Below are 15,859 nucleotides of genomic sequence, written 5' to 3' on the forward strand. Positions count from 1 at the left end.
GACATCCTTTCTATTCTGCTATCTTCGCAATACGGCCCTGCTCTAAATATACTAAAAGGATAGAAATATCAGCAGGGTTAACGCCTGAAATACGAGAAGCCTGTGCAACAGAAAGCGGTCGGACTTCTTTCAGCTTTTGTTTCGCTTCAGTTGCAATCCCTTTAATGGCATCATAATCAATACGATCAGGAATCTTTTTGTTCTCCATCTTTTTCAGTTTTTCAACTTGCTGGAGTGACTTTTCAATATAACCTTCGTATTTAATTTGAATCTCTACCTGCTCACACACATCAGAAGGAAGCGGTGTTTCAGAAGGTGCTAATTTCACAACAGATTCATAGTTCATTTCTGGACGCTTCATCAAATCACTTGCACGAATGCCATCCTTCAACTCACTTCCACCAAGCGAACGAATAAATTCTTGTGTCTCAGCTGTAGGTTTAATGATGACAGAATATAAACGTTTTTTCTCTGCTTCAATGGCTTCTTTTTTCTGCTGATATGATTGGAATCTTTCTTCAGAAATTAATCCAATTTGATGGCCAAGTTCAGTTAATCTTAAGTCAGCATTGTCATGACGTAGAAGTAGACGATACTCAGCACGTGACGTCAAGAGACGATAAGGTTCATTTGTTCCTTTTGTGACAAGGTCATCGATGAGAACACCGATATATGCATCAGAGCGGCTTAAAATGACTTCTTCTTTACCTAATGCTTTTCTTCCTGCATTAATACCCGCCATAATCCCTTGACCTGCTGCTTCTTCATAGCCAGACGTGCCATTAATTTGACCTGCTGTATATAATCCAGAAATTTTCTTTGTCTCAAGTGTAGGCCACAACTGAGTAGGCACAATCGCATCATACTCGATGGCATAACCCGCTCTCATCATTTGAACATTCTCGAGTCCCGGGATAGTTGAAAGCATACGCTGCTGTACATCCTCCGGAAGACTTGTCGACAAACCTTGAACATAAACTTCCTGTGTATTACGACCTTCTGGCTCTAAGAAAATTTGATGTCTCGGTTTGTCATTGAAACGAACTACTTTATCTTCAATAGACGGGCAGTATCTAGGACCAGTTCCTTTAATCATACCTGAATACATTGGAGAACGGTGAAGATTTTCATCAATAATTTGATGAGTCTCTAAACTCGTGTAAGTTAACCAGCATGGCAGCTGGTCTGTGATATATTCAACCGTTTCATAGGAGAACGCCCGCGGGACATCATCTCCAGGCTGAATTTCTGTCTTGCTATAATCAATCGAGTGGCTATTCACTCGAGGAGGTGTTCCTGTTTTAAAGCGAACCAAGTCGAATCCTAGCTCTGCTAAATGATCCGATAATTTAATTGAAGGCTGCTGGTTATTTGGACCGCTTGAATACGATAAGTCCCCTAAAATAATGCGGCCTTTTAGGAAAGTTCCTGTCGTTAATACAACAGATTTTGCACGATAGTTCGCCCCTGTTTGAGTAACGACACCTTTACATTCATCATCTTCTACAATTAAATGATCCACCATACCTTGCAGCATTGTTAGGTTCGGTTCATTTTCCATCGTTTTTTTCATTTCATGCTGATATTGGAACTTATCTGCTTGCGCTCTTAACGCACGGACAGCAGGTCCTTTCCCCGTATTCAACATGCGCATTTGAATATGCGTTTTATCTATATTTCGTGCCATTTCTCCGCCTAGAGCATCAATTTCTCTGACGACAATCCCTTTTGCGGGGCCGCCTACGGACGGATTACATGGCATAAAAGCAACCATATCGAGGTTGATAGTCAATACAAGTGTTTTGGCGCCCTGTCTTGCAGAAGCAAGAGCAGCCTCAACTCCAGCATGACCGGCACCCACGACGATTACGTCATAATTGCCAGCTTCATAACCCATTTCTTATGTTCCTCCCTTTACTTTCCTAAACAGAATTGAGAGAATAACTGATCAATCAAGCTTTCATGAACAGCATCCCCAATAATTTCACCTAGCTGCTCCCAGCAGCGTGTTAAATCTATTTGAACAATGTCGATCGGTATATCCATTTCAATTCCTTCAAGAGCATCCTCAATTGATTGTTTTGCTGCTTGAAGGAGGGCAATATGCCTTGTGTTACTAACATACGTTAAATCTCCACTTTCAATTGAACCCGTGAAGAATAGTGATTGAATCGCGATTTCAAGCTCATCAATCCCCTTTTCCTGTAATAATGACGTAGTCACCACTGGACGATCCTTCGCTAACTGCTTGACCTTTTCGATATCAAGCTTAGGCTCAAGATCTGTCTTATTCACGATCACGATGATATCCATGCCTGAGACAGCCTCAAAAAGTTTGATATCCTCTTCTGATAGTTCCTCGCTATAATTGAGCACAAGTAAAATCAGGTCAGCTTCTTTTAAGACCTGTCTCGACCGTTCAACTCCTATACGCTCAACAATGTCCTCAGTCTCACGTATACCTGCAGTATCGACTAAACGAAGCGGTACACCTCTGACATTTACATATTCCTCAATGACATCTCTCGTTGTTCCAGGAATATCCGTCACAATCGCTTTTGTTTCCTGAACAAGACTATTCAGCAAGGAAGACTTCCCAACATTCGGTCTTCCGATAATGACAGTGGATAAGCCCTCGCGAAGTATTTTCCCCTGCTGAGAAGTCGTTAACAGCGATTCAATTTCCTTTTTAACTGATGTTGCCTTTTCAACTAAGACACGATGAGTCATTTCTTCAACATCGTCATACTCAGGATAATCAATATTGACTTCAACATGGGCAAGTGTTTCCAAAATCTCGCCGCGAAGTCGTTTAATCAAACCGGAGAGGCGTCCCTCCATTTGAGTGATCGCTACATTCATCGCACGATCTGTCTTTGCGCGAATCAAGTCCATGACCGCTTCTGCTTGCGAAAGATCAATTCTTCCATTTAAGAAAGCACGTTTTGTAAACTCACCTGGCTCCGCTAATCTTGCTCCTTCTCTTAAAGCAAGCTGCAATACTTTATTAACCGTTACAATTCCGCCATGACAGTTGATCTCAATAACGTCTTCTCTCGTAAATGTTTTTGGCGCTCTTAATACTGACACCATGACCTCTTCTATTACTTGATCAGTGCTAGAATCCACAATATGACCATAATGAATCGTATGAGAGTCCACCGAGACAAGCTTTTTCTCCTTAGGCCCTTTATACATCCGATCAGCAATCTGTACCGCATCAGGCCCGCTTAAACGAATAATTGCAATTGCCCCTTCACCCATCGGTGTAGAAATTGCTGCAATTGTATCCATCGCTCATTCACCTCTTTCTCTACTTAATAGACAGTCTGTTATCTATTAAATGGACAATGTCCATCTCTATATCAAAAACGCTTAATCCAAAATTTAAAGATACCATAAATGAAAGCGAAGTGAAAGTATCCTATATACAATTATCCACAGCTTCACATCTTATCTATTTTAACATTTAACTTATCCACATGTGAATAACGAGGTTCTCAACTTGTCTTCACATCTTACACCTAAATCCAATAAATTTAAACGCCTTTATCCCTTTACTCACTTGCAAAAATGGCGTTTTTCAATCAAAACACACACTCACTTTTTAGAAATAAAGTATGAATCTCTATAAAAAGGTAATTTTTCAATAAAAAAAGGCTAAAATCCAGCTTTGCTGAATCTTAGCCTTTCTGCTATTTTTTATACAGCACCACTACATGACGTTTGCTGCCTGTATCTTCCGATGCTGTTGCAATTTCTTTAGAAAATGCAGCAATCGCATCATGAACAATTTTCCGTTCATTCGAAGGCATAGGTTCTAAATGAACCTTTCTCTTCGTTTTTAAAACACGATTTGCTGTCTTAATGGCATATTGTTCAAGTGCTTCTTGTCGTTTCTTCCTGTAATCTCCAATATCAATTGTTATATGATGATACTGATCAGAATAACGATTAAACACTAGCTGTACCAACGTTTCTAAAGAGTACAATGTTTGTCCTCTTTTTCCAATCATTAATGATGTTTTATCTCCATCAATGTGGAAAGAAATCTTTTTCGGCTCCTGTTTGGAAATAATTTTTGCTTTAGGATCAATGGATTTAACAATTTTATCTAAATACTGTGTAGCTAATTTGAGAGCATTTCTCTTTTCTACTAACTTGACGACAGCTTTCCTTTTACCAAAAAATCCCAAAAACCCTTTATTTCCTTCATCTACTATTGTGATGTCTACTTCTTCTTGTAGTAGATGAATTTGTTTAAGTCCGGAATCTACTGCTTCTTCGATTGTGCGACCGACAGCAGTTATTTCCTTCATTTTTTATTCCCGCCAGCTTTTTCTTTTGTATCAACTTTTACTTGAGGTGTTTTAATCACCAATGTTTGAATGATCATGAAAATATTACCTACAACCCAGTACAGTGAAAGTGCTGCTGGGAAACTAATTGCAAATACAATGATCATTATCGGCATCACCCATAGCATGATAGCCATTTGAGGGTTGTCCGAAGGATTTCCAGCCATCATCAGCTTTTGCTGAATGAAAGTCGCTACACCCGCAATAATCGGTAATAGGAACAATGGATCTGGGCTACCTAAATCAAACCATAAGAATGTATGCTTTTTAATTTCTGCTGTTCTCATAATTGCATGATAGAAACCAATAAGGATTGGCATCTGAATTAAAATTGGGAAACATCCTGCTAATGGATTGACACCATTTTTTTGAAAAAGGGCCATTGTTTCCTGTTGAAGCTGCTGCTGTGTTTTTTGATCTTTAGAGCTATATTTTTCACGAAGCTTTTTCAATTCAGGCTGCAATGCTTGCATCGCTTTTGTACTTCTTAACTGCTTAATCATTAATGGTAAAATAAGCAAACGAATTAACAGTGTCACAATAATAATCGCTACACCATAGTTTTCACCAGTTAAGTTTGCCATGTACGTAATTAATTGAGATAGCGGGTAAACAATATAAGAATTCCAGAATCCCTTACTATCTGATGTAATTGGTTCATTGATCTGTGTACATCCTGCCAATAGAACCAATACGCCAATCAAGCTAAATATTAGTAATAATCGCCTTTTCAACAAGATTCCTCCCATTACTTCAAACTTTATTTAAGTTGGAATTGATTACGAAAGTGACTCACCTAATCAGTATGGTAACATTTTTTCTTTATAAAGTGGCGGTTTCATTTTAATTCACTAGATGAAGGAAGCGCTTTTAAAAATTGATTCAACGAAAGTTTCTATTACGAAGACTTTTTCGGTTGTTGTTGATAAACAGCGGATTTTCTAAATAAATGTTGGAGAGACTTCTTTGTTTCTTCAAAGGTCAATTCACTCGCTGGTTTTCGTGCAATGACAATGTAGTCTTTTTCTTGCTTTAACTTATGACCTTCCTCTAAAAACACCTGGCGGATCAGTCGTTTAATTCGATTTCTCATCACTGCATTACCAATCTTCTTACTGACAGACAATCCTAAACGCAGTTCATGTTGATCTGGTTGATCCAGCTGGTAAATAACGAATTGGCGATTTGCCATCGATTGACCTTTTTTGAACACTTTTTGAAACTCTTCATTTTTTTTTAGCCTGTTTCGCTTCTTCATGTCTTCTTCCACTCCGATAAAAACTGACAGTTCATTTACGATTTTATGTAAAAAAGACCACTGACATTATTCAGTGGCCTAAGCTGATAATTTTTTTCTACCTTTGCTGCGGCGTCGCTTTAAAACTAGACGTCCGTTTTTAGAACTCATACGGCTGCGGAAGCCATGAACTTTACTACGCTTACGGTTATTTGGTTGAAACGTTCTTTTCATTTATGACACCTCCCTGAGGAATAGCTGTTTAAGACAGTCTAACTCATTATATTTGTGTAACCTATCAATTGTCAATATCAATGATAAAACTCTTATTATCAACCTTATAAGCATAACATAAGTTATCAAACGAAGAAACCTTCTTTTTCAGTTTCCAGCATTTTATTCTTTTTTCCCTCCTAAAAGACCTTCAAAACTAGGGTGTGGATAGTTTTCCGGCATATTTAGACTATCCACATCCATTATCGACATTTTTTTCACACAAATAACTGATGTGGATAATTATTTTTCAACAGGATGTAAAGTGTGTGGATAAGTTTGTGACACCCATTGCGCCATCTTGTTTATTTTGATATTATATTTGTGTTTTAACTCTTAATTACTTATCTGGCCTATTTATATTATCCACAATTTGTGGATAACCTGTGGAAAGTTATTACACAGCTTGTTGAATTGTTTATCCACAGCTTGTGTAATTTGTCGAAAAGACGTTTTTCTACTATATTAATTGTTTTCAACAATGTATGTGCACGAATGGTGATGACCATTTGCTCTTTTTCGTGTTCTATAACAGTTTGATACTGGTCATTTTAAAAAGAAAAGGAGGGGGGAGAAGCCTTATGGAAAATATTTTGGATCTGTGGAATAAAGCACTTCAAAAAATAGAGACAAAATTGAGCAAACCCAGTTTTGAGACATGGATGAAATCCACAAAAGCCCATTCTCTTCAGGGAGATACGCTTACAATTACGGCACCTAATGAATTTGCTAGAGACTGGCTGGAGTCAAGATATCTTCACTTAATTGCTGATACCATCTATGAACTGACAGGTGAAGAGCTCAGCATTAAATTTATTATTCCTCAAAATCAGGACGAAGAGGAAGCTATGCCTAAGTCTCCAATTAAAAAAATGTCTAAAGAAGAGCCCGTTGACATTCCACAAAATATGCTGAATCCAAAATATACATTTGATACTTTTGTTATTGGTTCAGGCAACCGTTTTGCTCATGCCGCTTCACTTGCAGTTGCAGAAGCACCAGCAAAAGCATATAACCCGCTTTTTATTTATGGGGGCGTTGGTTTAGGAAAGACTCACTTGATGCATGCGATTGGTCATTATGTAATTGACCATAATCCATCAGCCAAAGTAGTCTATCTATCATCTGAAAAATTTACAAATGAATTTATCAACTCAATCCGAGATAACAAGGCTGTCGACTTCCGTAATCGATATCGGAATGTAGATGTGCTTTTGATAGATGATATTCAATTTTTAGCAGGAAAAGAACAAACACAAGAAGAGTTTTTCCATACATTCAACACACTTCACGAAGAAAGTAAGCAAATCGTCATTTCTAGTGACCGCCCGCCAAAAGAAATTCCGACACTTGAAGACAGATTACGCTCTCGATTCGAATGGGGCTTAATCACAGATATTACCCCGCCAGATCTAGAAACGCGTATTGCCATTTTGCGAAAAAAAGCAAAAGCAGAAGGCCTAGACATTCCGAATGAAGTCATGCTGTACATTGCCAATCAAATCGACAGCAACATTCGTGAGCTGGAGGGTGCTTTAATTCGTGTCGTTGCTTACTCATCTTTAATTAATAAAGACATCAATGCAGATCTAGCAGCTGAGGCGCTAAAAGACATCATTCCTTCATCGAAGCCAAGAGTCATTACAATTAAAGATATTCAAAGAATTGTAGGGCAGCAATTTAATATTCGATTAGAAGATTTCAAAGCGAAGAAACGTACGAAGTCAGTTGCTTATCCAAGACAAATTGCTATGTACCTCTCTAGAGAAATGACCGATTCCTCTCTGCCTAAAATAGGAGAAGAATTTGGCGGTCGTGATCATACGACTGTCATTCATGCTCATGAGAAGATTTCGAAATTAATCGTTGAAGATGAACAGCTTCAGCAGCATGTCAAAGAAATTAAAGAACAATTAAAATAGCCAAGCTGATATAATAAGTACGGGAAAATGTGAATAACTTGAGCATAGTCATACACAGTCTGTCCACATGTGGATAGGCTGTCTTTCCTTTCTTTTCACTGACTTATCCACATATTCACAAGCCCTACTATTACTTCTACGATTTTTATTAATAAAATATATATACATGTCATTAAGAAAATTTAGGAGGACCACTATGAAATTCACGATTCAAAAAGATCGTCTTGTTGAAAGTGTCCAAGATGTATTAAAGGCCGTATCCTCTAGAACAACGATTCCTATTTTGACAGGGATTAAAATTGTTGCATCTGATGAAGGGGTTTCTTTAACAGGGAGCGATTCTGATATCTCAATTGAATCTTTTATTCCTCAAAGAGATGGAGATTTAGAGGTTATCACGATCGATCGTCCAGGAAGTATTGTTCTTCAGGCCCGCTTCTTTAGTGAAATTGTGAAGAAGTTGCCAATGGCTACTGTCGAAATCGAAGTAGAACAAAATCACCTGACCATCATCCGCTCTGGTTCAGCCGAATTTAACTTAAACGGATTAGACGCTGAAGAATATCCGCATCTTCCACAAATTGAAGAGCATCATGCATTTCAAATTCCAACAGACCTGCTGAAAAACTTGATTCGTCAAACTGTTTTTGCGGTGTCCACCTCAGAAACACGACCTATCTTGACAGGTGTAAACTGGAAAGTGGAAAACGGTGAATTAATATGCACAGCGACGGATAGCCATCGTCTTGCTTTAAGAAAAGCGAAGTTAGATATTAACGAGGAAAGCTCGTATAATGTCGTGATTCCAGGGAAAAGTTTAACAGAGCTAAGTAAAATTCTTGATGATGGACAAGATCTTGTCAGCATCGTTATTACAGAAACGCAAGTTCTTTTTAAAGCACAAAACGTACTTTTCTTCTCAAGATTGCTGGATGGTAATTATCCAGATACAGCTCGGCTGATTCCTCAAGAAAGTAAAACAGATGTCGTGGTTAACACGAAAGAGTTCCTTCAAGCCATTGATCGTGCATCACTTCTGGCAAGAGAAGGACGTAACAATGTCGTCAAGCTGTCTGCTGATCCTGAACAAAGCCTTGAAATCTCTTCTAATTCACCTGAGATCGGGAAAGTGGTGGAGACGGTTCAAGCAGATAACATTAAAGGGGAGGATCTCAAAATCTCCTTCAGTCCCAAATATATGCTGGATGCGTTAAAAGTATTAGAGGGAACAGATATTCATGTAAGCTTCACTGGTGCGATGAGACCGTTCCTGTTGCGTACACCGAATGATGATTCTATCTTGCAATTGATTCTTCCGGTAAGAACGTATTAATTCAATCCTAAAATAGCTGCTGTGTGAGTGCACAGTAGCTTTTCTTCTCATTAGCCATGCTTTCTTTCATCCCAGTTCGCTTTCCCCCTTTCCTTCTTGTCTTGTTTTTTAGTACAATTAGATATTAGTGATATTGAAAGAGGTCGATACAATGCCTAATCTTATAACCATTGAAACAGAAATGATTACATTAGGGCAGTTTTTGAAATTAGCCGAAGTCATCCAATCTGGCGGAATGGCGAAATGGTTTTTAAGTGAACATGAGGTGTTCATTAATCAAGAGCCAGATAATAGACGGGGACGCAAACTATACCCAGGAGATGTTGTCGAGATAGAAGGTTACGGCGCATTTCAAGTTGTGAATTAGAAACGGGTGACAATACATGTACATTCAAAGTCTGGCGTTAACTTCATACCGAAACTATGAACACACCGAGCTTCAATTCGACAATAAGGTGAATGTCATGATCGGTGAGAATGCCCAAGGGAAAACAAACTTGATGGAAGCGATCTATGTATTGTCGATGGCAAAGTCTCATCGTACGTCAAATGATAAAGAACTTATCCGATGGGACCAAGACTATGCTAAAATAGAAGGTAGAGTCATTAAAAAAAATGGTCCACTCCCCATGCAGCTCGTGATCTCAAAAAAAGGGAAGAAGGGCAAGGTCAATCATATTGAACAACAGAAGCTCAGTCATTATGTTGGTGCGTTAAACACCATCATGTTTGCACCAGAGGACTTAAGTCTTGTGAAGGGCAGCCCGCAGATCCGCAGAAGATTCCTCGATATGGAGATTGGACAGGTTTCTGCTGTCTACTTGCATGATTTATCGCTCTATCAAAAAATCCTTTCTCAGCGGAATCATTACTTGAAACAATTGCAGACAAGAAAGCAAACGGATCAAGCGATGCTGGAGATTTTAACAGAGCAGTTGATTGATGTGGCAGCGAAAGTTGTCAAAAGACGACTGACTTTTACGAAACAGCTCGAAAAATGGGCGCAGCCGTTGCATTTTGGGATCTCTAGAGAGCTAGAAACTCTCACGCTCCAATACCAGACGGCAATAGAGGTATCAGAAGCGTCAGACTTGTCGAAAATAAAGAATAGCTATGAAGAATCGTTTCAGAAACTAAGAGACAGAGAAATAGACCGAGGGGTGACACTGTGGGGACCTCACAGAGATGATCTGCTTTTCTTTGTGAATGGTCGGGATGTTCAGACATATGGCTCTCAAGGACAGCAAAGAACAACAGCTCTTTCACTAAAGCTGGCAGAAATTGATCTGATCCATGAAGAAATCGGAGAATATCCTATTCTTCTTCTCGATGATGTTTTATCTGAACTTGATGATTACAGACAGTCTCATTTGCTCCATACCATTCAGGGACGTGTACAGACCTTCGTCACCACAACAAGTGTTGAAGGCATCGACCACGCTACCTTGAAAGAAGCGGAAATTTTCAGAGTAGCCAGTGGAAAAGTAATTGACTGATAAATGAGGTGTGAGTCTTGTATATTCATTTAGGTGATGATTGTGTTGTTTCTACACGAGAGATTGTCGCAATTGTTGATTACAAAATGAGGTCATCTTCTGTTGTAGAAGAGTTTCTTCAAAAACAAGAGAAACAAATCATTTCGTTATCACAAGGGACACCCAAATCCATCGTCGTCACAACTGAATCTGTTTATTACTCTCCTCTTTCCTCAAGCACGCTCAAAAAACGTGCTTCATTTGTGATTGAAATTGAAGTCTAAAAGCTCAATTCATATAAATATATCGTTTAAGAAAAGTGTAGGTGAATGTACGTGGCAATGGAACAGCAACATAATAGTTATGATGAAAATCAGATACAGGTGCTCGAAGGACTTGAAGCTGTTAGAAAACGTCCAGGAATGTACATTGGGTCAACCAATGCAAAAGGACTTCACCATCTTGTATGGGAAATTGTCGACAACAGTATTGATGAGGCATTAGCTGGTTATTGTACAGACATTACAGTTCAAATTGAAAAAGATAATAGTATTACAGTGAAAGATAATGGCCGCGGGATTCCAGTTGGAATTCATGAGAAAATGGGACGTCCTGCTGTAGAGGTCATTATGACTGTTCTTCACGCTGGCGGTAAATTTGATGGCAGCGGTTATAAAGTATCTGGCGGTCTGCATGGAGTAGGGGCATCTGTTGTAAATGCGTTATCTACTACCTTAGACGTGACCGTATACCGTGACGGGAAAATCCATTATCAACAGTTCAAACGCGGTGTTCCAGTTGGAGATTTAGAGGTTATTGGTGAAACAGATGTAACCGGGACAACTACTCACTTTGTGCCAGATCCAGAAATTTTCAATGAAACCATTGAATTTGATTACGATACACTTGCCAACCGTGTACGTGAGTTAGCTTTCTTAACAAAAGGTGTAAACATCATCATTGAAGACTTACGTGAAGGCAAAGAGCGGAAAAATGAGTACTGCTATGAAGGCGGTATTAAGAGCTATGTAGAACATTTAAATCGTTCAAAAGAAGTCGTTCATGAAGAGCCTGTTTACATCGAAGGTGAAAAAGACGGAATCACGGTGGAAGTGGCACTACAATACAACGATTCTTATACAAGCAATATTTATTCCTTCGCCAACAATATCAACACGTATGAAGGCGGAACACACGAAGCCGGCTTTAAAACTGGTCTAACGCGTGTCATCAATGATTATGCTCGTAAAAATGGCGTATTCAAAGATGGAGATGCGAATTTGAGCGGTGAAGATGTGCGAGAAGGCTTAACCGCCATTATCTCCATCAAACATCCAGACCCTCAATTCGAAGGACAAACGAAGACAAAGCTTGGGAACTCTGAAGCGAGAACGATCACAGACTCCCTTTTCTCAGAAGCACTTGAGAAATTCTTGCTTGAAAATCCTGATTCTGCGAAAAAAATTGTGGAAAAGGGACTGATGGCGGCTCGTGCAAGAATGGCTGCCAAAAAGGCTCGTGAGCTGACAAGACGTAAAAGTGCTTTGGAAGTCTCCAGCTTACCTGGGAAACTGGCGGATTGTTCTTCTAAAGACCCTTCCATCTCTGAGCTTTATATCGTAGAGGGAGATTCTGCGGGCGGATCTGCGAAGCAAGGACGTGATCGTCACTTCCAAGCGATCTTACCGTTAAGAGGGAAAATCCTAAACGTTGAAAAAGCCCGATTAGATAAAATTTTATCGAACAACGAAGTTCGTGCAATGATTACAGCGTTAGGAACTGGAATCGGAGAAGACTTCACTTTAGAGAAAGCTCGTTATCACAAAGTTGTGATCATGACAGATGCCGATGTGGATGGAGCGCATATCCGAACGCTGCTCTTAACATTCTTCTATCGTTACATGCGTCAAATCATTGAAAACGGTTATGTGTATATTGCGCAGCCGCCTTTATATAAAGTGCAGCAAGGAAAGCGTGTGGAGTACGTGTATAACGATAAACAGCTGGATGTGCTGTTAAAATCACTGCCTCAAACACCAAAGCCTGGACTTCAGCGTTATAAAGGTCTTGGAGAGATGAATGCTACTCAGCTTTGGGAAACAACAATGGATCCTGGAGCAAGAACACTTCTTCAAGTCACACTTGAGGATGCGATGGATGCTGATGAGACATTTGAAATGCTGATGGGAGATAAAGTAGAGCCGAGACGGAACTTTATCGAAGAAAATGCACAATACGTGAAAAACCTTGATATTTAGATAGCTCCCTCCTGAGAACAACCTTATTTCTTGTTTGGAATAAGGTTGTTTTTCAAGAAATAGGCGTGTGAAACGAATGTCCTGGTTTTCCGTGTTTTCGTTGATTTTCTAGTAAATTAATGTGTATAAAGCCGAGATTATTGATATAATGGAGAATAGTCTTGTGAAGATAAATACATATTTTACTCCCACATAATTTATTTCATGTGATACGTAAAGGGAGGTTCTTATAGTGAGTGAACAACATACACCAAATGTGCGCGAAGTGAATATTAGTCAAGAAATGCGTACGTCCTTTTTAGATTATGCAATGAGTGTTATTGTTTCGCGTGCATTACCAGATGTGCGAGACGGATTGAAGCCCGTGCATCGAAGAATTTTGTATGCGATGAATGACCTAGGTATGACAAGTGATAAACCATTTAAGAAATCTGCACGTATCGTTGGGGAAGTTATCGGTAAGTACCACCCTCACGGTGACAGCGCTGTATACGAAGCGATGGTTCGGATGGCGCAAGATTTCAACTATCGTAACATGCTGGTTGAAGGACATGGAAACTTTGGTTCTGTCGACGGAGACAGTGCAGCAGCGATGCGTTATACTGAGGCGCGTCTATCAAAAATCTCAATGGAAATCCTGCGTGATATCACCAAGGATACGATTGATTATCAAGATAACTACGATGGCAGTGAAAGAGAACCAATCGTTATGCCTGCTCGATTCCCAAACTTATTAGTCAACGGGGCAACAGGTATTGCTGTAGGGATGGCTACCAACATCCCGCCACATCAATTAGGTGAAGTCATTGACGGTGTACTTGCGATTAGCCAGAACCCAGAGATGACAACACAGGAACTAATGGAGATCATTCCAGGACCGGACTTCCCAACTGCGGGACAAATCATTGGTCGAAGCGGAATCCGCAAGGCATATGAAACAGGCCGTGGCTCTATTACATTACGTGCAAAGTCTATCATTGAAGAAACATCCAGCGGCAAACAGCGGATTGTTATCAATGAAATTCCATATCAGGTCAACAAAGCTCGTTTGATCGAAAAAATTGCTGATCTTGTACGGGATAAAAAGATTGATGGTATTACAGATCTTCGTGACGAATCCGATCGTAATGGGATGCGGATTGTGATTGAACTTCGCAGAGACGCAAATGCCCATGTTCTATTAAACAATCTTTATAAACAGACAACACTTCAAACATCATTTGGAATCAACTTATTGGCACTTGTCGATGGACAGCCGAAAGTTTTGTCCCTCAAACAATGTCTTGAATATTACCTAGAGCATCAAAAAGTGATCATTCGCAGAAGAACTGCGTATGAACTTCGTAAAGCTGAAGCAAGAGCTCATATTCTAGAAGGTTTAAGAATTGCCCTTGATCACTTAGATGAAGTCATTTCATTAATTAGAAGCTCTCAAACTGCTGAAATCGCAAGAAATGGCTTAATGGAGAACTATAGCTTATCCGAAAAACAAGCACAGGCCATCCTTGATATGCGACTACAGCGCTTAACTGGTTTGGAAAGAGAAAAGATAGAAGAAGAATACAAAGGACTTGTTGATTTGATTGCTGAATTGAAAGCCATCTTAGCAGACAACGAAAAAGTTCTTGAAATCATCAGAGAAGAATTAACTGAAATCAAAGAACGCTTCAATGATACACGCCGTACTGAAATTGTGACAGCAGGTATTGAAACAATTGAAGACGAAGATCTGATTCCTGTTGAGAATATCGTGATTACGCTGACTCATAACGGTTATATCAAACGTCTTCCTGCATCAACATACCGCAGTCAAAAAAGAGGCGGTAAAGGCGTCCAAGGTATGGGAACCAATGAGGATGACTTCGTTGAACAGCTGATTTCGACATCGACACACGATACGATCCTCTTCTTCTCTAATAAAGGGAAGGTCTATCGTGCGAAGGGATATGAGATTCCTGAATTCGGACGAACGGCAAAAGGGATTCCGATTATCAACCTTCTTGAAGTGGAAAAGGGAGAATGGATTAACGCCATTATTCCAGTAAGTGAATTTGATGAAGATTCATATCTCTTCTTTACAACAAGACACGGTGTATCAAAACGAACATCATTGTCTCAGTTTGCCAACATTCGAAACAATGGACTTATTGCACTAAGTCTTCGTGACGAAGATGAACTGATGGCTGTTCGTTTAACCAATGGAGAAAAACAAATCATCATTGGAACGAAAAAGGGTATGCTGATCCGTTTTGACGAGACAGACGTTCGTGAAATGGGACGTACGGCAGCTGGAGTGAAAGGCATTACGCTTTCTGAGGATGACATCGTTGTTGGTATGGAAATTCTTGAGCCAGATGCAAACGTATTGATCGTAACCGAAAAAGGGTACGGTAAATTAACACCTGAGAAAGAATACCGTGTTCAAAGTCGTGGCGGTAAAGGGCTTAAAACATGTAAGATTACTGATAACAATGGTCCGCTTGTCGCAGTGAAGGCGACGAATGCTGAGGCTGAAGAGGACTTAATGATTATTACAGGAAGCGGCGTGATCATTCGTATGGCCGTTTCAGACATTTCAACAACAGGTCGAGTCACTCAAGGTGTCCGCCTGATTCGTCTCGGTGATGAGGAACATGTCGCTACAGTGGCATTAGTTGAACAATCACAAGAAGACGATGAAGAGAATAGTGAAGAAAACGTAGAAAATATAGAGTCAGATCAAGAGCAATCTGAGTAAAAATAAAGCCGGTGGAGTACCGGCTTTATTTTTTTGTGAAAAAACATGAGTTTTTTTGAAATTTATAATGCTTTTTTCATAGATATGTGTTAATCTTTCAAAGGAGCAAAAAGAAGCTCTATTTTTTATCTCTTTTACAGTGGAAACCTCTTAAAAAAATAAAATGTTTTTTAAGAAAAATGTTGACTGTTGATAGAGATATATGATATATTTAAGTGGTCGCTTTGAGAGAGTGGCACACAAGTTCTTTGAAAACTAAACAAGAC

At 39.5% G+C, this 15,859-nt stretch carries 13 protein-coding genes; 7 read left to right on the top strand and 6 right to left on the bottom strand.

Annotation, left to right across the window (positions count from 1 at the left end; all coding sequences use genetic code 11):
• Positions 1–10: 10 nt before the first annotated feature.
• The 6 genes from mnmG to rpmH all read right to left on the bottom strand — a co-directional run bounded on the left by mnmG (position 11) and on the right by rpmH (position 5,829).
• Positions 11–1,897, bottom strand: coding sequence for a tRNA uridine-5-carboxymethylaminomethyl(34) synthesis enzyme MnmG (mnmG, locus tag AKG37_RS11650; RefSeq protein ID WP_060698956.1), 1,887 nt, complete (start codon positions 1,895–1,897; stop codon positions 11–13).
• Positions 1,898–1,914: 17 nt separating this feature from the next.
• Entirely contained in the window at positions 1,915–3,294 is a 1,380-nt protein-coding gene (mnmE, locus tag AKG37_RS11655; protein ID WP_060698957.1) for a tRNA uridine-5-carboxymethylaminomethyl(34) synthesis GTPase MnmE, read from the bottom strand.
• A gap of 401 nt (positions 3,295–3,695) precedes the next feature.
• Entirely contained in the window at positions 3,696–4,319 is a 624-nt protein-coding gene (jag, locus tag AKG37_RS11660) for an RNA-binding cell elongation regulator Jag/EloR (RefSeq protein ID WP_060698958.1), read from the bottom strand.
• Positions 4,316–5,098 carry a YidC family membrane integrase SpoIIIJ gene (gene spoIIIJ / locus AKG37_RS11665; protein WP_089374159.1) on the bottom strand — a complete coding sequence of 261 codons (783 nt, stop codon included), beginning with the start codon at positions 5,096–5,098 and terminating at the stop codon, positions 4,316–4,318. The genes jag and spoIIIJ overlap by 4 nt, the downstream gene beginning before the upstream one ends.
• Positions 5,099–5,256: 158 nt before the next feature.
• Positions 5,257–5,616 carry a ribonuclease P protein component gene (rnpA, locus tag AKG37_RS11670; RefSeq protein ID WP_060698959.1) on the bottom strand — a complete coding sequence of 120 codons (360 nt, stop codon included), beginning with the start codon at positions 5,614–5,616 and terminating at the stop codon, positions 5,257–5,259.
• Between the two features lie 78 nt (positions 5,617–5,694).
• A complete protein-coding gene (gene rpmH / locus AKG37_RS11675; RefSeq protein WP_008360908.1) occupies positions 5,695–5,829 on the bottom strand; it encodes a 50S ribosomal protein L34 in 135 nt (44 codons plus the stop codon).
• 620 nt (positions 5,830–6,449) lie between these two features.
• Between rpmH and dnaA the strand changes: the two genes are divergently transcribed.
• The 7 genes from dnaA to gyrA all read left to right on the top strand — a co-directional run bounded on the left by dnaA (position 6,450) and on the right by gyrA (position 15,593).
• A complete protein-coding gene (gene dnaA / locus AKG37_RS11680; protein WP_060698960.1) occupies positions 6,450–7,790 on the top strand; it encodes a chromosomal replication initiator protein DnaA in 1,341 nt (446 codons plus the stop codon).
• 196 nt (positions 7,791–7,986) lie between these two features.
• Positions 7,987–9,123, top strand: coding sequence for a DNA polymerase III subunit beta (gene dnaN, locus AKG37_RS11685; RefSeq protein ID WP_060698961.1), 1,137 nt, complete (start codon positions 7,987–7,989; stop codon positions 9,121–9,123).
• Between the two features lie 151 nt (positions 9,124–9,274).
• Positions 9,275–9,490 carry a S4 domain-containing protein YaaA gene (yaaA, locus tag AKG37_RS11690; RefSeq protein ID WP_048238335.1) on the top strand — a complete coding sequence of 72 codons (216 nt, stop codon included), beginning with the start codon at positions 9,275–9,277 and terminating at the stop codon, positions 9,488–9,490.
• A 16-nt stretch (positions 9,491–9,506) separates the two neighbouring features.
• Complete coding sequence (gene recF, locus AKG37_RS11695; RefSeq protein ID WP_060698962.1) at positions 9,507–10,619, top strand: DNA replication/repair protein RecF; 1,113 nt, start codon at positions 9,507–9,509, stop codon at positions 10,617–10,619.
• A 17-nt stretch (positions 10,620–10,636) separates the two neighbouring features.
• Positions 10,637–10,882, top strand: coding sequence for an extracellular matrix regulator RemB (gene remB / locus AKG37_RS11700; RefSeq protein ID WP_039175827.1), 246 nt, complete (start codon positions 10,637–10,639; stop codon positions 10,880–10,882).
• A 57-nt stretch (positions 10,883–10,939) separates the two neighbouring features.
• Positions 10,940–12,856 carry a DNA topoisomerase (ATP-hydrolyzing) subunit B gene (gene gyrB, locus AKG37_RS11705; RefSeq protein ID WP_060698989.1) on the top strand — a complete coding sequence of 639 codons (1,917 nt, stop codon included), beginning with the start codon at positions 10,940–10,942 and terminating at the stop codon, positions 12,854–12,856.
• 232 nt (positions 12,857–13,088) lie between these two features.
• On the top strand, positions 13,089–15,593 hold the full coding sequence (gene gyrA, locus AKG37_RS11710; RefSeq protein ID WP_060698963.1) for a DNA gyrase subunit A: 2,505 nt from the start codon (positions 13,089–13,091) through the stop codon (positions 15,591–15,593).
• The last annotated feature ends 266 nt before the right edge of the window (positions 15,594–15,859 follow it).

Source organism: Bacillus australimaris, assembly GCF_001307105.1.
Taxonomy (GTDB): Bacteria; Bacillota; Bacilli; order Bacillales; family Bacillaceae; genus Bacillus; species Bacillus australimaris.